Source organism: Natronomonas sp. CBA1123 (assembly GCF_009741925.1).
In the GTDB taxonomy this organism is placed as follows: domain Archaea; phylum Halobacteriota; class Halobacteria; order Halobacteriales; family Haloarculaceae; genus Natronomonas.
On sequence record NZ_WPCC01000042.1, the window covers coordinates 1 to 22618 of the forward strand.

General features: G+C 67.8%; 19 protein-coding genes and 1 pseudogene. 11 read left to right on the forward strand and 9 right to left on the reverse strand.

What is annotated here, in order from left to right; translation table 11 throughout:
• On the forward strand, positions 1–509 hold a 509-nt coding region (locus tag GJ631_RS15060; RefSeq protein WP_156709943.1), incomplete at its 5' end, for a CPBP family intramembrane glutamic endopeptidase.
• A gap of 9 nt (positions 510–518) precedes the next feature.
• Here GJ631_RS15060 and GJ631_RS15065 read toward each other — a convergent pair.
• On the reverse strand, positions 519–1577 hold the full coding sequence (locus GJ631_RS15065; protein ID WP_156709944.1) for a response regulator: 1059 nt from the start codon (positions 1575–1577) through the stop codon (positions 519–521).
• A gap of 100 nt (positions 1578–1677) precedes the next feature.
• On the opposite strand from GJ631_RS15065, the gene GJ631_RS15070 reads away from it, so the two are divergent.
• Entirely contained in the window at positions 1678–2682 is a 1005-nt protein-coding gene (locus GJ631_RS15070) for an AIR synthase family protein (protein WP_156709945.1), read from the forward strand.
• A gap of 61 nt (positions 2683–2743) precedes the next feature.
• Positions 2744–3376, forward strand: a complete 633-nt coding sequence (locus GJ631_RS15075; protein ID WP_156709946.1) for a MaoC family dehydratase — start codon at positions 2744–2746, stop codon at positions 3374–3376.
• A gap of 16 nt (positions 3377–3392) precedes the next feature.
• Here GJ631_RS15075 and GJ631_RS15080 read toward each other — a convergent pair whose 3' ends face one another.
• The 4 genes from GJ631_RS15080 to GJ631_RS15095 form a co-directional block, all read right to left on the reverse strand.
• Positions 3393–3860, reverse strand: a complete 468-nt coding sequence (locus GJ631_RS15080) for an MGMT family protein (RefSeq protein WP_156709947.1) — start codon at positions 3858–3860, stop codon at positions 3393–3395.
• 63 nt (positions 3861–3923) lie between these two features.
• Positions 3924–4235, reverse strand: coding sequence for a CGCGG family rSAM-modified RiPP protein (locus GJ631_RS15085; RefSeq protein WP_197425111.1), 312 nt, complete (start codon positions 4233–4235; stop codon positions 3924–3926).
• Between the two features lie 211 nt (positions 4236–4446).
• A complete protein-coding gene (locus tag GJ631_RS15090; protein ID WP_156709949.1) occupies positions 4447–6183 on the reverse strand; it encodes a GMC family oxidoreductase N-terminal domain-containing protein in 1737 nt (578 codons plus the stop codon).
• Positions 6183–7286: a hypothetical protein gene (locus GJ631_RS15095; protein ID WP_156709950.1), complete on the reverse strand. Its 1104-nt coding sequence runs from the start codon at positions 7284–7286 to the stop codon at positions 6183–6185. Before GJ631_RS15095 ends, GJ631_RS15090 begins: the two co-directional genes overlap by 1 nt.
• A 212-nt stretch (positions 7287–7498) precedes the next feature.
• On the opposite strand from GJ631_RS15095, the gene trpC reads away from it, so the two are divergent.
• The 6 genes from trpC (at position 7499) to GJ631_RS15125 (ending at position 13375) form a co-directional block, all read left to right on the forward strand.
• Positions 7499–8263, forward strand: coding sequence for an indole-3-glycerol phosphate synthase (gene trpC / locus GJ631_RS15100; protein ID WP_156709951.1), 765 nt, complete (start codon positions 7499–7501; stop codon positions 8261–8263).
• Positions 8256–9518 (forward strand): tryptophan synthase subunit beta, encoded by a 1263-nt coding sequence (gene trpB, locus GJ631_RS15105; protein WP_156709952.1) that lies wholly within the window; start codon positions 8256–8258, stop codon positions 9516–9518. The genes trpC and trpB overlap by 8 nt, the downstream gene beginning before the upstream one ends.
• Positions 9508–10341, forward strand: coding sequence for a tryptophan synthase subunit alpha (trpA, locus tag GJ631_RS15110; RefSeq protein WP_156709953.1), 834 nt, complete (start codon positions 9508–9510; stop codon positions 10339–10341). The genes trpB and trpA overlap by 11 nt, the downstream gene beginning before the upstream one ends.
• Before the next feature lie 26 nt (positions 10342–10367).
• Positions 10368–11162 (forward strand): 2-amino-3,7-dideoxy-D-threo-hept-6-ulosonate synthase, encoded by a 795-nt coding sequence (locus tag GJ631_RS15115; protein WP_156709954.1) that lies wholly within the window; start codon positions 10368–10370, stop codon positions 11160–11162.
• A 70-nt stretch (positions 11163–11232) separates the two neighbouring features.
• On the forward strand, positions 11233–12195 hold the full coding sequence (locus GJ631_RS15120; protein ID WP_156709955.1) for a MoxR family ATPase: 963 nt from the start codon (positions 11233–11235) through the stop codon (positions 12193–12195).
• Positions 12196–12289: 94 nt separating this feature from the next.
• Complete coding sequence (locus GJ631_RS15125; protein ID WP_156709956.1) at positions 12290–13375, forward strand: hypothetical protein; 1086 nt, start codon at positions 12290–12292, stop codon at positions 13373–13375.
• 9 nt (positions 13376–13384) lie between these two features.
• On the opposite strand, the gene GJ631_RS15130 is transcribed toward GJ631_RS15125, so the two are convergent.
• The 4 genes and pseudogenes from GJ631_RS15130 to GJ631_RS15145 all read right to left on the reverse strand — a co-directional run bounded on the left by GJ631_RS15130 (position 13385) and on the right by GJ631_RS15145 (position 19692).
• A complete protein-coding gene (locus tag GJ631_RS15130; protein WP_156709957.1) occupies positions 13385–14437 on the reverse strand; it encodes a hypothetical protein in 1053 nt (350 codons plus the stop codon).
• Positions 14438–15470: 1033 nt separating this feature from the next.
• A pseudogene (locus GJ631_RS19510) lies at positions 15471–16247 on the reverse strand (DUF58 domain-containing protein); the annotation flags it as partial.
• Positions 16247–16897, reverse strand: coding sequence for a hypothetical protein (locus tag GJ631_RS19515; protein ID WP_156709958.1), 651 nt, complete (start codon positions 16895–16897; stop codon positions 16247–16249). The gene GJ631_RS19515 and the pseudogene GJ631_RS19510, both read right to left, overlap by 1 nt.
• Entirely contained in the window at positions 16894–19692 is a 2799-nt protein-coding gene (locus GJ631_RS15145; protein ID WP_156709959.1) for a transglutaminase domain-containing protein, read from the reverse strand. The genes GJ631_RS19515 and GJ631_RS15145 overlap by 4 nt, the downstream gene beginning before the upstream one ends.
• Positions 19693–19824: 132 nt before the next feature.
• On the opposite strand from GJ631_RS15145, the gene GJ631_RS15150 reads away from it, so the two are divergent.
• Complete coding sequence (locus GJ631_RS15150) at positions 19825–20991, forward strand: 3-dehydroquinate synthase II (protein ID WP_156709960.1); 1167 nt, start codon at positions 19825–19827, stop codon at positions 20989–20991.
• 84 nt (positions 20992–21075) lie between these two features.
• Positions 21076–22593 (forward strand): aldehyde dehydrogenase family protein, encoded by a 1518-nt coding sequence (locus GJ631_RS15155; protein WP_156709961.1) that lies wholly within the window; start codon positions 21076–21078, stop codon positions 22591–22593.
• The last annotated feature ends 25 nt before the right edge of the window (positions 22594–22618 follow it).

Here is a 22618-nt window from a genome sequence, read left to right on the forward strand (position 1 = left end):
TGCCGGCCTCGGCGCTTGGCGTCGCCGCCGACTCCCTCAGTACCGGCTTGCCGGCGCTGGCGGTGGGCGTCGCGGCAGGCGTCGGCCTCTCGCTTGCGAACGCACTCGCGGGCGGCCTCGCCGAACGCTTCAACGGAGACCCAAGCGAGGAGTTGCGAGAGTTGCTGTCCCCGGAGAGCCTCGGCGGGTGGGTCGTCCTACTGGGTGTCGTCCTCCCGATTATCGCCGGCTTCGAGGAGTTGCTCTTCCGGGCGGCGCTCGTCGGCGCCTTTTCGGTCGGTTTCGGCGTCTCGCCGTGGGCGCTGGTCGCCTTCTCCTCCGTCGCCTTCGCCGTCGGCCACGGCGCACAAGGTACCCTCGGCGTCGTCGTCACCGGGCTGTTGGGCGCGGCGCTCGGGGCGCTCTTCGTCCTAACCAACAGCCTGCTGGCGGTCGTCGTCGCCCACTACCTCGTCAACGCCGTCGAGTTCGTCGTCGGGGAGGGGTTGGAGTGGCGGCCGTTCAGGTGAGCCTTCGGTTCACTCGTAGCCCGCCTCGTCGAACAAACGCTCCAGCTCCTCGATTGCGGCGTTGATTTCGGCGGCGTCCTCGACTACTTTCCCGGTCGGCGCGTCGCAGTCACAGGCCTCTTCGGTGGCATCGGCGTCACTTGCGAGGTCACGACCGGCCGCCTTCAGCCGCGGCCCGATGTCGGTCGCTATCGCCTCCAAGAGGCCTCCTTGCCGTTCGAGTTCGGCCTCCCGCTCTTTGAGGTCGGTGATGTCCCGGAAGTACACCGAGAGGCCGTCGTCGGCGGGGAACGCCCGGACCTCGAACCACGTCTCGAAGGGGTCATAATGGGTCTCGAAGTCGACTGGCTCGCCCGACTCGAGGGCGCGTTCAAACTCCGTCTCGAAGGGGGTGCCGGTGGCTCCCGGCAGCACCTCCCAGAAGTCCTTCCCGTGGAGTTCCTCCGTGGTGCCCTCCAGTAATCCCGCACCCTGTTCGTCGACGTAGGTGATGGTCCACGACGAGTCGAGGCCGAGGAAGGCATCCGAGATGCGGTCGTGGATGCGGCGGACGTGCTGGTAGGTGTCGCGGGCCTCCTGTTGGGCGCGGTACTGGCTGACGGCGTTCTCGATGCGGTTCGCGAGTAAGACGAGTTGCTCCTCGCCGAGGTCTTTCTGGAGGTAGTCGGTCACGTCGGCGTTGATGGCCTCGGTAGCGATGTCCTCCGAGCCCTGTGAGGTGAAGAGGATGAAGGGGAGGCCGGGGGAGCGTTCCCGAACCGCTTCGAGCAACTCCAATCCGTTACGGCCGGGCATCTTGTAGTCGCTGACGACGCAGTCGACGTCGAGTTGGTCCAGCATCTCCAGCGCCTCGGTGGCGTGGCTGGCGGTCACGACTTCGAGGTCGTGGATTTCCTCCTTGAGTTTCGAGGCGAGTATCGACAGCAACTGGCGTTCGTCGTCGACGAACAGAATCGAGATGTCATCGAGGTCCTCGGAACCGACGTTGGCGGCGTCTTCCGGCGAGAGGGCGTCGTCCACCGCGCGGGGACCATCGGCGGCCGGCTCGCTGCCGTCATCCTGTGACATACACCACACCTGAACACCCGCCCACAAAAGCGGTGCTGGTAGTTCACTCGGCGACCCGGCGTGTCGAAGCGCCCAAGCCACTCCCGCCGCTGGTCGTGGTATGGATACGGGGAAGGTCTCGCGTGCGTTCTTCGAGCAGCGAATCGCGCCGCGGTTGGGCGCCGACCGAGACGACGTGGCAGTCGGGCCGAAACACGGCGTCGACTTCGGCGTCGTCTCGGTCGGCGAGGACGCCGTCGTGACGGCGACCGACCCGATTTCGATACTGCCCGAGCTGGGCTTCGAGCGGGCCGGCCGCTTCGCGGTCGGCATCGTCCTCTCTGACGTGGCCGTCTCGGGACTCGACCCCACGCACCTCACCATCTCGTTTTCGCTGCCCCCGGAGATGACCGACGAGGAGTTCGGCCGCGTCTGGGACGCTATCGACGCGGAGTGCCGCGAGTTGGGCGTCGCTATCGTCTCCGGCCACACCGCCCGCTACGAGGGGTGTTCGTTCCCGTGGGTCGGCGCGGCGACGGCGATGGCCGTCGGCGACCCCGAGGACATCGTTCGCCCGGACGGCGCCCGCCCCGGCGACGATTTGCTCGTGACGAAAGGCCCCGCAGTCGAAGTGACGGGGCTGTTCGCGACGCTGTTCGGCGACCGCATCGACCTCCCGGAGGACACCCTGGAGACGGCCCGACAGCGACTCGACGAGACGGGGACGGTTCGTGACGCCCGCGCCGCAGTCGGCGCCGGCCGCGTCACCGCGATGCACGACGCCACCGAAGGGGGCCTCCTCGGCGCGTTCCACGAGATGGCCGACAGCGCCGGCGTCCGTCTGACCGTCGACACCGATGCGGTTCCGATGCGTCCCGGCGTCGAGGCGCTGAGCGAGGCGGTGTCGATGGACCCCTGGCGGGCCTCGACGGCGGGAACGCTGCTCGTCGCCATCGACCCCGCCGATACGGAGGCGGTGCTGTCGGCGCTGGAAGCCCGCGGGACGCCCGTCGGCCACGTCGGGTCGGTCGAAGCGGGCTCCGGCGTCGTCGTCGACGGCGAGGCGACCGACCCACCGGTGGGCGATTCGGGGTGGCCGGTGTACGAGCGACTACTCGACGAGTAGTCCAAGACGCTCGATGAGGACGCCCCACACGCTTTTCTCGCGGTCACGTCTCTATCGAAGCATGGCCGACGATTCACGACTCGTCGATTCCGACGCCTCCGAGGCCGAGCAGCGTCGCCTCGTCGCCGGGTGGCAGGGCCGCTACTACGAGGATTTCGCCGTCGGTGACGTGTACAAACACCCCTACGGACGCACGGTCACCGAGACGGACAACGTCTGGCTGACGAACCTCACGATGAACGTCAACCCGATGCACTTCAACGAGGCCTACGCCGCCGAGACGGAGTTCGGCGAGCGCCTCGTCGACGGCACGTTCGTCATCGCCCTCGCCGTCGGCATGAGCGTCATCGACGTGAGTGCCAACGCCACCGCCAATCTCGGCTACGACCGAGTCCGTCATCACGCACCAGTCTTCCACGGCGACACCATCTTCGCCGAGAGCGAGGTGCTGCAGAAGCGCGAATCCGAATCGCGAGACCACGTCGGTCTCGTCACCACCGAACTCCGGGCGTACAACGCCGACGACGAACTCGTGTTGTCCCTGGAGCGAACGCCGATGGTGTTGAAACGCGAGGACGCCCAGCCGACGGCGGCCCAACCGACTGGCTGGCCCGACGGCGTCGGGACCCAACCGGAGGACGTGGACGGGCGTGTAGTCGGCCGCCGAAAGCGAGAGGAACGGAACGAGCAGTAAAAAGTAACCGAGGGGACTACAGCCCTTCCAGTGACCGGAGGCGCTGTTCGACGTCGGGCGGGGCGGCGCTGGGACCGTCCCGAACCCGGTGGTCGGGAATCACGATGGGGGCCGGGTTCTCCGCGAGCGCCGTCCGAACGAGTTGGATGTCGCCGTCGTCGTCGGAGTCGAGCGTCGCGACCAGACTCGCGAGTTTCGACACCGTCACCTGACTGCCGTACGGAATCCCGCGAACCGCCTCCAGCACCTCGCGTTGGTCGGTCGGCATCGTCAACGCCACGTCCACGTCGGTGAAGTCGTCCTCGGCTCCTTCCAGATACGCCCGGATTCGGTCGAGCAGCGGAAGGTCGTCCGCGGCGTCCTCGTCGGGAACGTCGGGAAAGGAGACGGAGAGTACGCGACCGCTGGCGACGCCGACCTGTACGCAGCGGTCGAGATACGCCGATTCGAGCGCGTAGATTCCCGCATCCGCCTCGGTGTCCATGTCATCGCCTTCGCAGGAGGTTGTCATGAAAGTTGAGGTGTGCCCGAGGCGACAGACCGTCGGTCACTCGGGGACCGAGACCCGCGTGACGTGGCCGCCACAGCCACACTGTTCGACGTACTCCCACTCGACGTCGTCGCCGAAGGCGCTTTCGAGCGCCGAGAACAGATACGTCGAAGGGTGGCCGTGGTCGCCGTGGGTGACGAGGTTGACGTGATAGCCATCGGCGGTGTGTTCGACCGCCTCGACGGCCTGTTCAAGGAGCATCGCGCGGTCCTCGGCGTGTTCGGGCTTTTCGAGGTTCGCCGACCACGAGTTCTCGTGGACGTGGTCGGTTACCGGGTCGGGGTCGGCGTGGCCGTGGTCAGTGCTCATACTCGACGGTTGGGGTTCGCCACTGAAGCCAACTGACACGAACATGTTCGGGGAGCATCCGCGAGCGCCCGGAGGGCGCGAGGGGTTCCCCGGCGGCTTCGCCGCCGGTAGCGACGAGTGACTAACGCCGAGCAACGCGAGGCGGCAGGAACGAGGAGCTATTTTTCATGAACGTTTTTGCCGGCGCGCGTAGCGCGCCGTGCAAAAAGGTTCAGAAGTAGCGCTCGACGATTTTATCGGCCGTCCGGGCCGCGAGCGCCTGACCGGTGTTGGTGGGGTTGGGCCCGCCGAGGCCGTTTGCGAGTGCGGAGTGGTCGGCGACGAACAGTCGGTCGACATCGTAGGCCTCACAGCCGGTGTCGACGACCTTCCCCATCGCCATCGTCGAGTGGATGTGCAGCGCCGTCGGCGGCGAGTCCGAGCGGTGGACGTGGTCGGCGCCGGCTTCTCGGAGGATGTCGGTGGCGATTTCCGCCAGTTCGTCGCGGCGCTGCACGTCGCCCTCGCTGGGGACGTAGTTGATTTGCGGGATGGGGCCGTGTTCGTCCTCGGCGCCGGGCGTGACGGTGATGCCGTTGTGCTTGTGCGGGCGGTCGTCGGTGACGACGAGGATGGGCAGCGCCTGCCGGTAGCGGGCGAGCAGACGCTTCAGTTCGGCGCCGGCGAGACGACCCTGTGTGTCCCACGGCGCGTCGCTGAGGTCGTTGCTGAAAGTAAACCCAGAGGCCGAGGCACCGAATCCGAGGATGGCGGCGATGCCGGGGCCGGAGCCGGTCGTCTGGAGCATCCCGACGCCGGGATAGTCGAAGCGGGCGGCGATGTTCTGGCCTTCCTGTGGGTCGATAGTAGGCTTGCCGACGGCGTCTTCCAGCACCGACTCTTCGAAGAAGCCCATCACGTTGTCGCCGAAGTGCAGCGTCATGCCCTTGCCGACCCACTCGTTGCGGGGCAGCGAGGAGTTCAGCCACAGCCGAGGCGTCTCGATGGCACCGGCGGCCAACACGACGGTGTCGGCGGCGACGGTTTCGGTGCTGCCGTTCCACGTGTCTCGGAACTCGACGCCGGTCGCCTCGGGGTCGCCGCCGATGGAGTCGTCGGTGAGGACGTCCGTGACGAAGGCGTTCGGCCGAATGGAGACGTTGCCGGTGTCGAGTGCGCGAGGGACGAAGCCGATGGCGGAGGTCTTCTTGGCTTTCTCCTCGTAGGGGGCGCCACGCGGGTGTGGATTGCCGGCGATTTCAGCGGCCGCCAGCGTGTGGCCCTCGACTGGGTCGACGGCATCGGGGTCGTCGGGGTGTCGGAAGTTCCCCTCGTAGTCGTTGTCGTGGCGGAGTTTCTCGTCGGGTGAGGCGATAGCGTTGGGCTGTGGTCGGTACCCCGTTTCGGTGACGTTCGCGTCGTCGATGAGGTCGTAGCCGGCGGCTTCGGCGCCACGGAAGAACATCTCCTCTTTGGCGGTGACCGGGGCGGGAGAGACGCCGAGGACGTCCTCCAGTTCCCGGTAGTACGGCAGGAGGTCGTCGTAGGAAAACGAGTCGGGCCAGTGGTCCTGTTCGTCGATGGCCGCCGGGTACGCGCGTGGGTGGTTACCGGTGTAGATGAGCGTCGTCCCGCCGACGCCGGAGGCCTGCAGCGCCGCACCCGAACCGGGGAACTTCCGGAACCACAGTCCGCGCTCGTGGTCGGCGGGGCCGAAGAGGAGTTTCTGTGCCATCTCCAACTCCCGGGTCGTGAACTGCTCGTCGAGCAGTTCACCCGAGAGGTCCTCGACGCTGTCGGAGAGTTCGCCGCCCGGGTCCTCGGAGGGGTTGGGCCACTGCTCGTTGCCGTAGAAGGGGCCGGCTTCGAGGACGAGCACGTCGAGGCCGGCAGCACCGAGTTTCCACGCGGCGACAGGGCCGTCGCCGCCCGCACCGACGATGACGGCGTCGTAGCTGTCTTTCACCATCAGTTACCCACCCCCAGCAGGCCGCCGAGGACGCCGTCGACGGCGGTGTCGACAGGGTCGGTGACGCCGCCGTCAGTCACATCCTCGGCGTCGGTCAAATCGCCGTCGGCCACGTCGTTGTCGGTCACGTCGCCGTTCAGCGACGACACCGCGTCCCCGAGCGGGCCGTCGGCGGCGGGCGTTCCATCGGTCGAGAACGGCTCCTCGTAGTCCGAGGTGTCGTAGTCGTCGCTGTCCTCGAAGTTCCCGGGGTCGGCGAAGAGTTTTTTCGGCGGGCCGCCGCCGGTGACGGCGGTGTCCCAGACGCGTCCCTCCCCGAGCGAGGAGTTCGGCGCCCCCCAGTAACCGCGCAGGGCGGCCGCACCGTCGATGATGCCGGGGAACTCCGTCTGTTCCCAACTGTCCACGTCCGGGGCAAACGCCCGTTCGCTCGGTGGGGCGGTGATATCCTCGTACCCCTGCCACTCGCTGTAGTAGACGACTTCGGTGAAGCCGACGACGAGTTGGCCGATAAGTGCCGCATCGACCTCGGTGAGCGGGCCGGGGAACTCGGCGGTGTCGAACTCGATGCTGTCGAGTCCCGCGATGGCCCGCAGTCGGTCCTCCCGGGAGAGGGCGGCGAAGAGGCTCCGTTCGAGAACCGACTCGGGGTCGTCGGTGAGGCGGTCGAGTTCGACCAAATCGGTCGGTTCCAGCAGTTCGACAACGCGGTCGACGCTCGGCGGTTCGTCGTTTTCGCCGGCGGCGATGAGTTTCGCCGCGCCGACATCCAAAACGAGCGCGACGGCCTCCGCCAGCCGCATGTTGCCCGCGTCGCCGGCCTCCGGCACGCCGAAGGAGAACAGGTTGTTGATGAACGTGACGAGGTACTCGTCGAGGCCCACCGACAGGCCGCCGGGAACGTGTTCGGGACCGAGTTCCGATTCCAACTCGGGCGTCCGCGGAACGACCGAATCGACGACCGCTCGGTACGTCGCGCGCGTGTTCGGCGTCGTCTCCGGCGGTTGTGGCTGTGCCGAGGCGGGCGAGGACAGCAGCGACCCCACGCCCAACACCCCCAGACCGCGAATCAGGGTTCGACGGTCGGTCGAAAACTCTACCATAGTTAACAGTTCATATCGATACGGATTCATATATCTTCGGCGGTAGCATAACGGCTATTCAAGTGGAACAGCACCGTAGCGGGCGGGAACGGCCCGATTCGTTCGACAGTGGTCGGTGAGGTCGGCCGTCGTCTCCGACGGCGCTGCCCGGGTCCCGAGGTGGTACCGGAGACGCAACCCTTATGTCCAAATGAGTTCGTTAGTGTACAGTAATGAACACCAGCGACGAGTTGGCACCCGCCGTTCGGTCCATCCTCGAGGCGGCCGAGGCCCGCCCGGGCGGCGACGAACGACTCTCCGTCGACCCGCGGTCGCTGCCGGCGGCCATCGACGAGGCGGCGGCCGACGGTCGGACGCCGATACTCGCGGAAGTGAAACCGACCAGTCCGACGACCGACGGCGAGCGAAGCGACGACCCCGTCGAGTTGGCCGAGGCGATGGTCGACGGCGGGGCGGCGGCGCTGTCGGTGCTGACCGAACCGGAACACTTCGGGGGGTCGCCGGAGACACTTCGGCGCGTCCGGGCAGCCGTCGACGTGCCCGTCCTCCGGAAGGACTTCATCGTGCGTGAGGCGCAACTCGACACCGTCGAGGCGGACGTCGTGCTTCTCATCGTCCGGTTCGTCGACGACCTCGAGGGACTGCTGGCCGCCGCCCGCGAGCGGGGCTTCCAGGTCCTCGTCGAGGTCCACACCGAGGCAGAACTCGAAGACGCACTCGATGCGGGCGCCGACATCATCGGCATCAACAACCGCGATTTGGGTGAACTCGAGGTCGACTTGGGAACGTTCGAGCGCGTCGCAAGGGCGATTCCGGCAGACGACCGCGATAGCGTCACCCTGATTGCGGAAAGCGGCGTAGCGACGCGAGAGGACGTGACACGAATGCGCGAGGCCGACGCCGACGCGTTGCTCGTCGGGTCGGCCATCATGGACGGCCCCGTTCGGGAGAACACGGAGCGACTCACCAATGTCTGAATCACAGCACACGTTCGGCGATTACGGCGGCCAGTACGTCCCCGAGGCACTGATGCCCGCCATCGAGGAGTTGACCGACGCCTACGAGCGGTACGTACTCGACAACGAGGAGGGATTCATGGACGAGTTCCGACAGCGGATTCGGGACTTCGGCGGCCGACCCACCCCGCTGCAACGGGCTGACCAACTCTCGGAACGCTACGGCACCGAGGTGTATCTCAAACGCGAGGACCTGCTGCACGGCGGCGCGCACAAACTCAACAACGCCCTCGGACAGGTGCTGCTCGCGAAGTACATGGGCAAAGAGCGCATCATCGCCGAGACCGGTGCGGGCCAACACGGCACCGCGACGGCGATGGCCGCCGCCCACCTCGATATGCCGTGTGAAATCTACATGGGCCGTCGGGACATCAACCGCCAGCGACCCAACGTCTTCCGGATGCGCATCAACGGCGCCGAGGTCAACCCCGTCGACATCGGCCGCGGGACGCTGAAGGAGGCCATCAGCGAGACGATGCGCGACTGGGCGACGACCGTCGAGACGACCCACTACGTCATCGGGTCGGTCGTCGGTCCCGCTCCCTTCCCTGCGATGGTCCGGGATTTCCAGTCCGTCATCTCGAAGGAGGCCCGCCGGCAGTTCGACGAACAGGTCGGCGGTCTCCCGGGCGCAGTCGTCGCCTGTGCCGGCGGCGGGTCCAACACCATGGGCACCTTCGCGAACTTCACGGACGACGAGGATGTCGACCTCTACGCCGTCGAGGCCGGCGGGTCGACGCTGTCCGTCGACGAGGAGGAGGGCGTCGCACCCAACTCGGCGTCGTTGTCCATCGGCGAGGAGGGCGTCCTCCACGGCGCCCGGACGAAACTGCTGCAGGACAGCCACGGCCAAATCATGGAGTCCCACAGCGTCTCCTCGGGACTGGACTACTCCGGCGTCGGGCCGGAACTCGCCTACCTCGTCGACGAGGGCCGCGTGACGCCGGTCACCGTCGACGACGACGAGGCACTGGAGGCGTTCCACCGCCTCTCACAGGACGAGGGCATCATCCCGGCGCTGGAGACGGCCCACGCCTTCGGCTTCCTCGAGTCGGTCGCCGGACCCGACGGCGACGGCTCAGTCGAGTTGCCCGAAACCGTGGTCGTCAACGTCTCCGGCCGTGGCGACAAGGACCTCGAAGCCGTCATCGAGGAGACCGACAAGCGAGACCTCGACAACGCGCCGACGATGGAGGTGTTCACGGATGGGGCTTGAGGACGCCTTCGACGAACCAGCATTCGTCCCCTATCTCGCCGCGGGCGACCCCGACTTCGAGTCCTCGCTTGAGTACGTCGAGGCGTTGGCCCGCGGCGGCGCGGACATCATCGAACTCGGCCTCCCCTTTTCGGAACCCATCGCCGAGGGACCGACCATCCAGCAGGCCGTCGTCCGGTCACTGGAGGGTGGAATGACCCCCGAGCGGTTCTTCGAGTTCGTCGAGGCACTCGACGTGGACGTACCGCTGGTGTGTATGACCTACTACAACCTCATCTACCAGTACGGCTCGGAGGGCGAACCACCCGTCCGGCCGTTCGTCGAGCGCGCCGCGGAGGTCGGCATCGACGGCTTCGTCGTTCCGGACCTCCCCGCCGAAGAGGCCGGCCCGCTGCGGGATGCCTGCGACGAGTTCGGCCTCGATTTGGTGTTCATCGTCGCACCGACGACCCGTGGCGAGCGACTCCAACGCATGATGGAACAGGTCTCCGGCTACGTCTACGTCCAAGCCCGTCTCGGCGTCACGGGCGCCCGCGCCGACGTGAGCAACCAGACCGAAGAGAGCCTCGCCCGCCTCGCCGAGTACGACGTGCCGAAAGCGGTCGGTTTCGGTATCTCCAGCGGCGAACAGGCCGCCGACGTGGTCGCGGCGGGCGCCGACGGCGTCATCGTCGGGTCGGCACTGGTCGACATCGTCGCCGACGGCGCCGAGAACGACCTGCCGACCGCCGAGGTGGCCGACCGACTCGAATCGCTCGCACGGGAGTTGAAACAGGGGGCAGTCGACGGCGCGCAACGTCGGCCGCGACCGGAAGGAACATGACCGAACCTACCACACCATCACGTAACATGACTGCAGGGACCGCCGCACGCCTCGACCGCATCGGAACAGACGGCCGCTACGTCGTCGTTCCGATGGACCACGGCATCACACTCGGCCCGGTAAAAGGGCTCAAAGACATCGAATCGACCATCGACGCCGTCACCCGCGGCGGCGCCGACAGCGTCCTCACTCAGAAGGGCATCGCGCCGCGCGTTCACGGCAACACCAACGGCGCGGGCTACATCGCCCACCTCAACGGCTCGACGGTCATCGGTCCCGACGCCAACGACAAGCGGACGACGGGGTCGGTGAAAGCCGCCATCCGCGCCGGCGCCGACGCCGTCTCCTTCCACATCAACGTCGGGTCGACCCACGAGCGCGAACAAATCGAGGAACTCGCGGAGTTGACCGACGAGGCCGCCGAATACGGCATGCCGGTGTTGGCGATGACGTACGCCCGCGGCCCGGATATCGAGGGCGACGACCCCGAGGCGCTCGGCCACGCCGTCCGCCTCGGAGAGGAGTTGGGTGCCGACGTCATCAAGACGGGCTACAGCGGCGACGCAGAGAGCTTCGAACACGTCTGTGAGTCGACGCGACTGCCGGTGCTCATCGCCGGCGGGTCGCCGGAGGGCGACCTCGCGGCGCTGGAAGACGTTCGCGGTGCGATGGACGCCGGCGGGGCGGGCGTCTCGATGGGGCGAACCATCTTCCAGCACGACGACCCCGAGAAGATGGCGCGTGCGGTGTCGCTCGTCGTCCACGACGACTACGGCGCCGAGGAAGCCCTCGAAGAATCCGGCCTCGTGGTCGAGGTCTGAGACGGTCGTTTCCCTTTCTCACCGCCGAGTCACCGCAAGGTTTCAAATGCGTCCGCCCGCAGGACGGCGTATGGACGTAGCCGAGGCATCGGCGGTGTGTGACGACGTTATCGACGCGGTCGCGTCGGCCGTCGTCGCCGACCGTCAGGTGCTCGAAACCGTTTTGACTGGCGTCCTCTCGCGGGGTCACGTCCTCTTGGAGGACGTTCCGGGGACGGGGAAGACGCTGACCGCACAGAGTTTCGCGACGGCACTGGGGCTGTCGTTCAAACGCATTCAGTTCACGCCGGACCTCCTGCCCGGCGACATCACCGGCTCACACATCTACCGGGAGGACGAGGGCACCTTCGAGTTCACCGAGGGGCCGGTGTTCTCGAACGTCGTGTTGGCCGACGAAATCAACCGCGCGCCGCCGAAGACACAGGCCGCCCTGCTCGAAGCGATGTCGGAGAGCCAAGTGTCGGCCGACGGGACGACCTACCAACTGCCGGAGCCGTTCTTCGTCATCGCGACGCAGAACCCCGTCGAACAGGAGGGGACCTTCGCGCTCCCGGAAGCCCAGCGGGACCGCTTCATTCTGAAAACAGAACTCGGTTACCCCGACGAGGCAGGCGCCCGAGAGATAATCGACCGCCGGGCGGACCGAACGAGTCGGACGCCGGACCCCGAGACGGTCATCGACGGCGAGCGCGTCACCGAACTGCAGGCCGTCCCCGAGACGGTCCGTGTGGACGGGAAGTTGCGCGACTATGTCATCGAGTTGGGGCGGGCGACACGCGAGGACGACCGCGTCGACGTGGGCGTCTCACCGCGCGGCATCCAGCGCCTGTTCGAGGCGAGTCGCTCCCGTGCGGTCATCGAGGGCCGCGACTACGTCGCTCCCGACGACGTGCGTTCGGTCGTTCACCAGGCGTTCGAACACCGCCTCGTGCTCACCTCGGAGGCGACGGTTCGCGGCGTGACGAACGAGGAAGTCGTCGCCGACGTACTCGACGGAATCGAGGTGCCGGCGGTCGCGACGGCCGACGACTGAGAGGAATCGGACGACCGCTATAGAGGCGTGTTCCGGCGTCAGCGTGGTTGACCGTATGCACAACTTTGAATTCGGTCTCTCACCACGTAGCGATATGTCCAACGGTGGGGTGAGTCGCTACCGAGACCGATTGTTGACCGAGCAGTTTGCTGAACACCTCCGATTCGACGCACTCGCCGAGCGGCTTCCCGGGCCGAACGTCTACCCGCCGTATCTCTTGGTCGCGACCGGAATACTCATCGAATACGGGATACTGGACCCCTATTCGCATTTCGTCGCGGGCGAGGGGTCGTTCATCACGAACCCGAGTCAACTCGCAATCCCGGCGATGGCGGTCATCGCGGTCGTCGGCGCGCGCTACATCCACGACAGCTACGCCGAAGCGATCGAGGCACTCGGTATCAAAGAACGGGACGATGGCGGCGAGCCGAACGCGTTCGAGGGGCTCCTCTCGTTGCGACTGCGGCTTGGGGTGTATCTGCTCGTGTTGATCGGCGTGTACGTCTTCGAGATCACGGTTATCGGGTTTCCGACACTGCTGGTCACCGGTAACCTCGGCCGGTTCGTCTACTGGCGGGCGATCACCTTCCCGCTGATCGTCCTGCCACCGCTCATCGAGTTCGGACTCTCGTATTTCGCCGTTCACATTGCCGTTCCGCGACGTCTCCTCCGGGCCGACATCGGGCTGTTCTTCTACGACCCCCGGAACATGGGCGGATTCGGACCGATCGGAGAGCTGCTCAAACGGACGTACTACCTGTACACGGCGGTCCTGCTCCTGTATTTCGTCCAGACGCACGCACCGGTCATCCTCGAACGGTACATCGACTCGCCGTATCCGGCACCTGGACCATTCATTCAGGTCCTGTTGAGTATCGGGTGGTTGGTCGGGCTCCTAACCATCGCCTACTCGATGTATCGCGTTCACTCTATCATGAAAGCGGACAAGGAAGAACGAATCAGCGAGTTGGAGTCGGAGCTCAAAGACATTATCGACGCACCCTACGACATCCACACGGCCAGCATCACCGACCGTGAGGCGTTCGAGACAATCGAGCGGCGGCTCGAACGGGTCCGGGCCACGAAGACGTATCCGACGACGTTCGCCATGTGGTCACAGATATTCATCAGCGTACTGCTCCCACAGGCGCTGAACCTCGTCGTGCAGATACCCGGATGACGGCCCAGATCACCGAGCGAGCACGAACAGCAGCAGCGTTCCCGCGACCGCCGTCACCGTCGCTGCGACAGCGCTCGTCGTTGCCGTCGGCGGAACGCTATCAACCGCCCGAACGGTGCCGACGGCGACGACCGATGCGGCGGCGGCCAACAGCACGGCACCGCCGGCGTGAACCAACTCTCCGCGCCGTGTCGACCCCTGTCGGCCGAGTTCCCGCCCAAGCGTGGCCGCGAACTCCCCGAGGTCCCAGACGAGCAGACTCGCCGCCACGCCGCCGATGACGAAGAGTATCGAGAGGTCGGCGATGGCCGCGGCGATGGCTGCGGTGAGCGTCCCAGCCGCCGCCAGTTGTGCGCCCGTCGTCTCCCCGAGTAGTCGGAGCCCACCGGCGATACTGAGAGCCAACAGCGGGAGGACGGCGACCGCCAGCCCGATACAGACGACTCCGAGAACGACGGCGAAGGTGCCGAGCGTCTCGAAGAGGTTCCGAAGGAGTCGGCGACCAGTGTCGCTGCTCGCGGCCCCAATCGCTCGCCTCGCCACGGTCGGATGGGCCATCCAGACGGCGCCGACGAGCAAGCCACCGACCGACAGCGACGCGACCGGCAGGAAGTCCGGGCGGAACCGCTCGGAGGCTGCAGACCGAAGCAGGCGAACCCCGAGGAACGTCCCGATGCTGGCTACCGTCAGCACGACGCACAGCCACCGGAGCGCCGTCGAGGCACCGAACCACGCGAACAGCGAACGGGCGACGGGTGGAAGCCGGGGGTACAGGCCGGCAGCCACGAGCGCAAAGGCGACGCCGAGCGCCGAGAGGCCGGCGACGATGCCGACCCACGCGAGCAGCCGCCGCGTCGTTGCGACCGCGGCAGCGAGTTCCGCCTCGGTGTCCTCGCCGGCCAACTCCGAAATCGGCAGTGCCCCGACGCCCGACCGGACGGCCACCGCCGCGACAGCGGCCACGACGAAGGAAACGACGAGTTGCATCCGCGGGAGACCGGCCGGAGCCGCCGCACCGCGGACGAACAGCACGTCGGTGGCGAGGCCGAGGAGCCGAAACACCGGCTCGAACATCGGCGCGAGCAGGTCGGCCGACAGCACCGCCACCGGAACGGTTGCGGCGACGAGAACGCGGCCAGCGGCAGTTCCCGCGTCGGCGCCAGGCGAGACGCCCCAGAACGCGGCGAGACCGCCGAATCCCGCGAGCGACCCGGCGACGAACAGCGGCGAAGGGCGCGAACTCGAGGAACGGCAGCGGCGGCGTCGGCGGCCACCCCACCTGCATGACGACGGCGACGGCGGCGCCGCCGATGGAAGCGAGGCCGGCGACGACGGCGAGGACGCCCGCGAGAATCGTCGCGACGCGGCGTTCGGCCAGCGCCGTCGCTCGGACAGTGCCAGCGAGACACAGACCGGCGAGAAAGCCCAGCGCCGCGGGCGCGGTGGCGCCGGCTATCGCCGCAAGGCCGAGCGTGACGACGGCCGCGACGGCCGCGGAGACGACCGTCGAACTCCGCGTCGGCCGCCAGTTCGACTCCGAGAGCCGCCGGTCGTCGACGCTCACGTCGACCCCTCCAGTGCGGCCGACAGCGGGCGGTCGGTGTCCCAGTCGACGACCGTCGCGAGCGATTCTCTGAGCCGCTCGATGCGGAGGCGGCGCTCGATGCTCGCGGCTCTGCCGCCGGGCGTTCCGCCGCCAGTCACGTCCGGACTGACGACGACGACATCGTGGCCGGGCGCGACGAGTTCCGTCGCGAGCCCGACCGGGTCGTCGTCGAGCAGCGGCGTCGTTGAGCACCACGTCGGCGGCCCCGGGGAGGCGTTCACGGAGCGCGAGCGCGTCCTCCCGAGTTCCGCCGTCGGCGGTCGCCGGCGTCGCCTCCCGTTCGGCCTGTCCGGCGGCGACGACCGCATCGAGGACCGCCCCCACCCGCGTTCGCGTGGCCGCGTCGTTACCCACCGGCACCCACGGCCGCCCCGAGCGGTCGCTCGGCAGCGTCGGGTCGATGTCGCCTTCGTCGATGCCGAGGGCGGTGAGACCGACGTGGTTGCCGGCGGCGACGAGGCGGCCGAAGGCACGGTCGGCGGCGTACGCCGACAGTTCGGCGCCGGTGGGGTGGCCGTGGTCGCGGGACTGCCGCGTCGGCACCCGCCCGTCGGCGACGACGACCGTCTTCGTCGCCCGCGTCTCACGGAAGTTGACCGTCGACAGTTCGCCGGTTTTCGCCAGTCCGCGCCAGTCGATGCGGCCGATGTCGTCGCCGGGTCGGTACTCCCGAACCGAGTGGAACTCCAGTCCCGACCCGCCGCTGTCCGTCGGTTGGGTTCCGACCCGTCGGAGCGACCCGTCCGTCTGGGGCACGTCGCTGACGCCGCGTCGACACCGCAGAATCGACGTGCCGTCGACGGCCGGTTCGCCGGTGGCCGACCCGGCGGCCGGGAGCGACCGGAGCCGAACCAGCGGCGAGTCGAACTCGTGGTCCCCCTGCGAGGCGACGATTTCGTAGGGGATTTGCCCGGACTCCCCGGGACGCAGCGACAGGGAGCCGCGCGGCGACCCCTCGACGACGGGGACGTGGTCCGGCAGTCGGTCGACGACGCGTACGTCCGGCTGCGTTCGGTCGCTTTCGTTTCGGACCGTAAGCGTCACCGTCGTCGTCTCGCCGGGAGCCGGAACCTCGGGGTCGAACGCCCGCTCGACGGTCAGCGACGACGGCGACGGCGACCGGGCCAGCGCGTCGGCCACGAGATAGACGACGGGGACGGCCGCGGCGACGAACAGCACGGTTTCCCCGAGTATCGTGCCGACGGTGAGAAGCGCCACCGCCGCGAGGACGGCGGCGTCGAATCGCGAACTCGTTCGAACCCCCATCAGTTCCACCCCTCATCGAGTCGGTTCTCGATGGCCGACAGCGACCGCTCGATTCGGTCGACTCTGGTCCGCGACGGCCGGAGCCACGCCCGGAGTCGCTCCCGGAACGGCAGCGCGGACTCCCGGTCTGCGACGTACGCCGCCGCAATCGCGTCGTCGGTCCACTCCTCCTCGCGGACCGTGTCCTCGGCGGCCGCCTCGTCACATCCCTCGACGTGAGCGACGGCCGAGACGGCGATGCGTCGAATCTCGCGTCTGACAGCGTCGTAGTCGTCGCCGCTGGCGGCCGCGGCCGCCGACCGGACGACGCGCTCGTCGAAGGACTCGCCGACGACGGGGCCGGCGGTGGCGTGTTCCGGCGGCGCCTCTCGGAGCGTCGAGAAGTCGGTCGTCGGCTCCGATAGCGGGCCCTCGGGGAGGTCATCTTCGCCGGTCGGACCGGCCGTCCAGACGACCCACGCGGCACAAATCGCTCCGGCGACGGCGACCGCCAGCGCCCGCAGCGCCGCCTCCGACAGCGGCGTCGTCCGGACGAGAACGTCGATGTCGACCACCTGCTCGACGGCGCCAGGGGCAAACGCCAGCGTCCCTGCGAGCCCGACCGCCGCAATCCCGACCGCTCCGACGACGGCGCGCAAAATCCGGCTCACTGTTCGCCCTCCTCGGTATCGCGCTTGCTCGACCGTATCTCTTCGAGGGCCGCCTCCACATCGGGCAGGCGGTCCTCCGGCGACCGGGCACCGTACTCGACGTCCCGGAAGGCGTCTCGAAGGGTGGCGACGGCGTCGGCGGGCAGGCCGTCCCTGGAAACCGCCCAGCGGCCGATTTCGCCCGGCGTCGAGGTTCGCCACGAGCGAATCGACACGTAACGCCGGAACTCCTGCCACGCCGCTCGAATCGTCATCGCCTGTTCGTCCTCGGTCGTCGCGTCGGTCGGCGAATCCCCCCGTGCGGCGGCTATCGACCGCGCCGCAGAACGGCCGGCCCCCCGAAGCCACGCGAGGACGACCGCCGGATGCAGTCGCCGGGGCAGCGAGCGGGCGAACGCCACCGCCCGGCGTGCGGCGTCGACCGTTCCGGTACGTATTGCGACGAGGAGCGCGGCTGCCCCCTCGACGCCGTCGCCGAGGCGGTGAATGCCGTACCGAATCGCGTCGGTCACCGTCGAAATCCCCTCATCGAGGATGCCGGCGAGGCCGACGAGTCCCGCGACGATGCGTCGGCCGGTTCCAACCACTGTCCGGCGAGCGAGTCGAGCGAGCACCCGCGGCGTGAGGCCGTATCGGGCCGCCACGCCCAGCACACCGAGAACGACGGCCAAGAGCCCGCCGCCGGCGATGGCGAGGTTCCGATACATCCCCTCGACGGTCGTCGCCGTCGTCGGGCCGTCGGGTGAGGCGCTGGCGGTCACCGTCGTCGAGCCCGCAAACGGAAGCGTGACCGCGAGCGTGCCGTTTCGGTCCGTCGTGCCGACCGGCTCGCCGTCGACCGCGATGGTCGCGTTCGGAACTGGCTGGCCGTCGTACTCGAGGGCGACCGTCGCCGGCGAGGCCGGCAGGGCGAGGAACCACGACGGCTCCACCGAGAGGTTCGGAGAATCGGTCGGCGGTGTCTGCGTGGGGGACGGGGTCGCCCGCGTGAGGTTGACCGTCCGGTTGCCGCTGGCGTCGCCGCGTTCGACGACTATTTCGACCGTTTCGGCGTCGGGCAGCGGCACCGTCGCCCGACCGCCGTCGTCCGTCCGAGCCACCTCGCTGCCGTCGAGACGGACCGTCCCGTTGCGAACCGGTTCGCCGGAGACGTTGGCGACGATGTCGACCGACCCGCCGGCAACCGGTTCGCCGAGCAGTTCGATGTCGATTTTCGTCGGCACGTCGAAGGAAACCGTCGTCCCCTCCTGAAGCAGCGTCGGCGCGCCCAGCGACGCCCGCCTGTGGGACCCGCCGACGTTGCCGAGTCGAGGTTGGCTGCTGTCGAGACGCACCTCGATGTTCAACGAGCGGTTGTACGGCACCTCACCGGTGACGTTTCCGTCGGCGTCGGTCTCGCCAATGGAGTCGCCGTTGAACAGCACCGTCGCCCCCGAGATGGGGTCGCCGCCGCGGGTGACCGTCGCGGTCACCTCCCGACCCGGAACCGGGTCAGGTGTCAGCGTGACGTTGACCGAGTCGGTCGACTCCGGCGTCGGTTCGGGCGTCTGCGTGGATTCGGGAGTAGACGTGTCGTCGTCGGGTGTCGGTGTCGAGTCATCGGAATCGGTTGGCGTCGGCGTCGAGGACGACTGCTCTCCGGGCTCCTCGAGCGGTTCGGAGTCGCGTCCGGCCTCGGCGCGGCCGCCACCGGGCGTCGGGTCGAACGCCACCCAGCCCACGTCCTCGAAGTACACTTCGACCCACGCGTGGGCGTTCTTCCCGCGGACGAGGTACTCGTCGTTTCCGACGGATTCGCCCGTCCCGTAGCCGGTGACGTACCGCGCCGGGATGTCCTGCGTGCGGAGCATCGCCGTCATCGTCGTCGCGAAGTACTGACAGTAGCCCGCGTCCATCTCGAAGACGAACTCGGTGGCCACGTCGTTGTCCCGGTCGTGGCTCGCGTTCAGCGAGTACTCCTTGTTCGTCTCCAGCCACGCCTCGATGGCGCTGGCCGTCTCGTACGGCGTCTCGGCGTCGTCGGTTATCAGGGCCGTTCGTTCGTACAGTTTCCCGGGCGTGTCGTCGGGCAGTTGTGTGTACCGCGATTCGATGTCGGCAGGGTAGTCCTCGCCGGTGGCGGCCGCGGCCGCCTCCCGAGAGGGCGGCCCGTAGGTGAACGTCCGGTAGGTCTCGCCGGCCTCGACGGACCCCTCGACGGTAAAGCCGCGTTGGGCGTCGACGAACACCCTGCCGTCGGCCTCGGCGAAGGCGGGCCGCCACACCGATGCGAGGCTGTTCATCGAGCGCCGTGGCGTCACCGTAATCGCGTACTGCACCTCCGGCCGGCCCTGGGCGGTCCCGAGCGGGCCATCGAGGGGGCGCTCCTCGCTGTCTCGGTCCCACCCTGCGCCCGTGTAGCGCTGGTAGGCACCCAATCGCCACCGCGAGGGGCGGGGACTCCGAACGACCAACTCCTCGTGGTTCGACAGCGACAGTTGGCCGCCGACGGTCGTCTGTTCGGGGTAGCCGCCGGCGGAGGTGCCGCCGTAACCGCTGGCACCGGATTCGCTTTCGGGCGGCGGTTGGTCGTCGCTGTTGTCGCTGCCGTCGCCACTCTCGCCTTGCCCGCCACTGCTTTGGTTCCCACCGCTGTCGCTCGAACCGTTCTGCATGCCGAGACCGCCGCCCACGTCCGGTCCGCCCTCTCCCTCGACGCCGAGGTCCGGAACGGGCGTCTGGATACCGACCGCGGGGGCGAAGGCGCCACCGAGAACGATACCGGCAAGACAACAGACAGCGAGCACCGCTCGCATCATCGTATCGCGTTCCCCCGACCCATTCTCACCGGGAGATTCGGGCCCATCTACATTAGTGTGTGGTTGATTCGACGCGCGAAACCGGCCGCTCCCGCCACGTTCAATAGCCGGCCCCGCAACCGACGAGATATGACACGCTCCGTCTGGCTGAAAGCCGACGACGCCGTCGGCGACTGGGAGGCGCGCAAGCGCCGCATCACTGCCGGCCTCGAAGCCGGTGTCGACTGGGTGCTCGTCGACCAGCGCGACGTCGACCGCGTGCGAGAACTCGGCTCCGTCAACGTCGCCGCCTTCGCGGGCGACGACGTCCACGTCATGGACGCCGAACAGGAAGAGGAGGCCGAACCCGACGCCGTCATCGTCGGCAAAGGCGGCGAGGGCGACGGCACCGTCGACCTCCCCTCGGATTTCTCCGGGTCGGCCGACTTGACGACGCTCCGCCGTACCGAGGGAACCGCCGGTTCCTACGTCCGCATCCTCGATTCCGACTACGAGACCTTCGCCGAGGAAGCCGCCAAGGACGCCGACTTCACCCTCGTCGTCGGCGAGGACTGGCAAATCATTCCCCTCGAGAACCTCATCGCCCGCATCGGTGAGGAGACCGACCTCGTCGCCGGTGTCCAGACCGCCGAAGAGGCCAAGACCGCCTTCGAGACGCTCGAACTCGGCGCCGACGCCGTCCTGTTGGACACCGACAGTCCCGACGAGATTCGCGCCACCGTCGACGTTCGTGACGCCACCAAGCGGGAGCAACTCGACCTCCAGTACGCGACGGTGACCGCCGTCGAGGAAACGGGTTCGGCCGACCGCGTCTGTGTCGACACCGCCTCGATGCTCGACCACGACGAGGGGATGCTCGTGGGGTCGATGTCCCGCGGCCTCTTCTTCGTCCACGCCGAAACCGCCGACTCGCCGTACGTCGCCTCCCGACCCTTCCGCGTCAACGCCGGCGCCGTCCACGCCTACGTCCGGACGCCCGGCGGCGAGACGAAGTACCTCGCGGAGTTGAAATCCGGCGACGACGTCCAAATCGTCAACACCGATGGCGAGACCCGCGAGACCATCGTCGGCCGCGCGAAAATCGAACAGCGGCCGATGTTCCGCGTCGAAGCCGAGATGGAGAACGGCGACCGCATCGAGACGCTGTTGCAGAACGCCGAGACAATCAAGGTCGCCACCGAATCCGGCCGGAAGGCCGTCACCGACCTCGAAGCCGGCGACGAGGTGCTCGTCTACTACGAGGACGTGGCGCGACACTTCGGCGAGGAAGTCGAAGAGAGCATCATCGAGCAGTAGTCGCGCCGACGCCCCGTCGCCGACGTAATCGAAATTAGTTCCTAAACCGCCACTTTTTCGGTACAGCGTAACCGACAGCTGTTGATGTCTAACGTTACCAAGACAGAAGGTAGCGCGCCCGACCTCGACGTCGAAAGCGACTGGAACCGCCTGTTCGTCGGCGGCGAGTGGCTCGGCCCCGGCGACCGCGAGACGATTACCGTCGAGGACCCCTCGACGCGAGAGCCGTGGGGAGCGGTACCGGCGGGAACCGTCGACGACGTGGACGCAGCCTACGAGGCCGCGGTGAGCGCCCAGTCGACGTGGGCCGACCGCGACCCGAGCGAACGGGCGGCGCTGGTCGACCGCGTCCACGAGTTGATGGAGGACCACGAGGACGCCATCGCCGAATTGCTACAGGTCGAATCCGGCAGCGCACAACTGAAGAGCACCGTCGAGTTCCAGACGGCGGTGGCCGACGTAGCTGAGGCGACGACGATGCCCTCGCGGGCGGACGGCGACATCCGCGATTCCACCATCGCCGGCAAGGAGAACCTCGTCAAGCGGGAGCCGGCGGGCGTCGTCGCGGTGATTCCCCCGTGGAACTTCCCACTGCATCTCGCGATTCGGGCTGTCGCCCCCGCGGTCGCGTTGGGCAATGCCGTCGTCATCAAGCCGGCCTCCGAGACGCCGGTGACGAGCGGCCTCGTCATCGCCAAACTGTTCGAGATGGCCGGCGCGCCCTCGGGCCTCGTCAACGTCGTGACGGGCCGTGGCTCCAGCATCGGCGACCGCGTCGCGGGTCACCCCGACGTGGACGTGGTAGCGTTCACCGGGTCGACCGAGGTCGGCCGACACGTCGCGAAACAGGCCGTCGACTCGCTCGCCTTCCCCGCCATGGAGTTGGGCGGCAACGGCCCCAGCGTCGTCCTCGAAGACGCCGACATCGACAACGCCGTCTCCGGCAGCGCCTTCGGGAGTTTCTCCCATCAGGGACAGGTGTGCATCTCCATCAACAGGCATCTCGTCCACGAGTCAGTGTACGACGAGTTCGTGGAGGGCCTCGTCGGGAAAGCCGAGATGCTGCCGGCCGGAAGCGCCCACAGTCCCGCGACGTTCGTCGGGCCCATCATCAACGAGAGCCAACGGGACCAAATCCTCGACTACATCGAGGAAACCGTCGACGCGGGTGCGACGCTCGAAACCGGCGGCGGCACCGTCGACGTCGACGGTGTCGATGACTCGCTGGTCGTCGAACCGACGGTGCTGTCGGACGTGACCAACAACATGACGGCGGCCTGCAACGAACACTTCGGTCCCGTCGCGCCCGTTATTCCCTTCTCCGACGACGAGGAGGCCATCGAGTTGGCCAACGCGACGGAGTACGGACTGGCAGCCTCGGTGTGGTCCGGCGACCGCAACCGCGCCGAGGACGTCGCCGACGAAATCGACGCCGGGATGGTCCACATCAATGACCAACCAATCAACGAGGAACCGGACGTGCCGTTCGGCGGGATGAAAGCCTCCGGAATCGGTCGGTTCCACGGCGACGCCATCGTCGACGAATTGACCGAGACGAAGTGGATCTCCGTCCAGCGCGAACAGCGGTCGTTCCCGTTCTGAACGGCTGTTCGGCCGGACCCCGATT

Coding starts and splice junctions, on each gene's coding strand:
- GJ631_RS15070 (WP_156709945.1), top strand. CDS start 1,678: ATGGATACGGGGAAGGTCTCGCGTGCGTTCTTCGAGCAGCGAATCGCG.
- GJ631_RS15125 (WP_156709956.1), top strand. CDS start 12,290: ATGTCCAACGGTGGGGTGAGTCGCTACCGAGACCGATTGTTGACCGAG.
- GJ631_RS15155 (WP_156709961.1), top strand. CDS start 21,076: ATGTCTAACGTTACCAAGACAGAAGGTAGCGCGCCCGACCTCGACGTC.
- GJ631_RS15075 (WP_156709946.1), top strand. CDS start 2,744: ATGGCCGACGATTCACGACTCGTCGATTCCGACGCCTCCGAGGCCGAG.
- GJ631_RS15080 (WP_156709947.1), bottom strand. CDS start 3,860: ATGGACACCGAGGCGGATGCGGGAATCTACGCGCTCGAATCGGCGTAT.
- GJ631_RS15115 (WP_156709954.1), top strand. CDS start 10,368: ATGACTGCAGGGACCGCCGCACGCCTCGACCGCATCGGAACAGACGGC.
- trpB (WP_156709952.1), top strand. CDS start 8,256: ATGTCTGAATCACAGCACACGTTCGGCGATTACGGCGGCCAGTACGTC.
- trpA (WP_156709953.1), top strand. CDS start 9,508: ATGGGGCTTGAGGACGCCTTCGACGAACCAGCATTCGTCCCCTATCTC.
- GJ631_RS15065 (WP_156709944.1), bottom strand. CDS start 1,577: ATGTCACAGGATGACGGCAGCGAGCCGGCCGCCGATGGTCCCCGCGCG.
- GJ631_RS15150 (WP_156709960.1), top strand. CDS start 19,825: ATGACACGCTCCGTCTGGCTGAAAGCCGACGACGCCGTCGGCGACTGG.
- GJ631_RS15090 (WP_156709949.1), bottom strand. CDS start 6,183: ATGGTGAAAGACAGCTACGACGCCGTCATCGTCGGTGCGGGCGGCGAC.
- GJ631_RS15145 (WP_156709959.1), bottom strand. CDS start 19,692: ATGCGAGCGGTGCTCGCTGTCTGTTGTCTTGCCGGTATCGTTCTCGGT.
- GJ631_RS15095 (WP_156709950.1), bottom strand. CDS start 7,286: ATGGTAGAGTTTTCGACCGACCGTCGAACCCTGATTCGCGGTCTGGGG.
- GJ631_RS15120 (WP_156709955.1), top strand. CDS start 11,233: ATGGACGTAGCCGAGGCATCGGCGGTGTGTGACGACGTTATCGACGCG.
- GJ631_RS15085 (WP_197425111.1), bottom strand. CDS start 4,235: ATGAGCACTGACCACGGCCACGCCGACCCCGACCCGGTAACCGACCAC.
- trpC (WP_156709951.1), top strand. CDS start 7,499: ATGAACACCAGCGACGAGTTGGCACCCGCCGTTCGGTCCATCCTCGAG.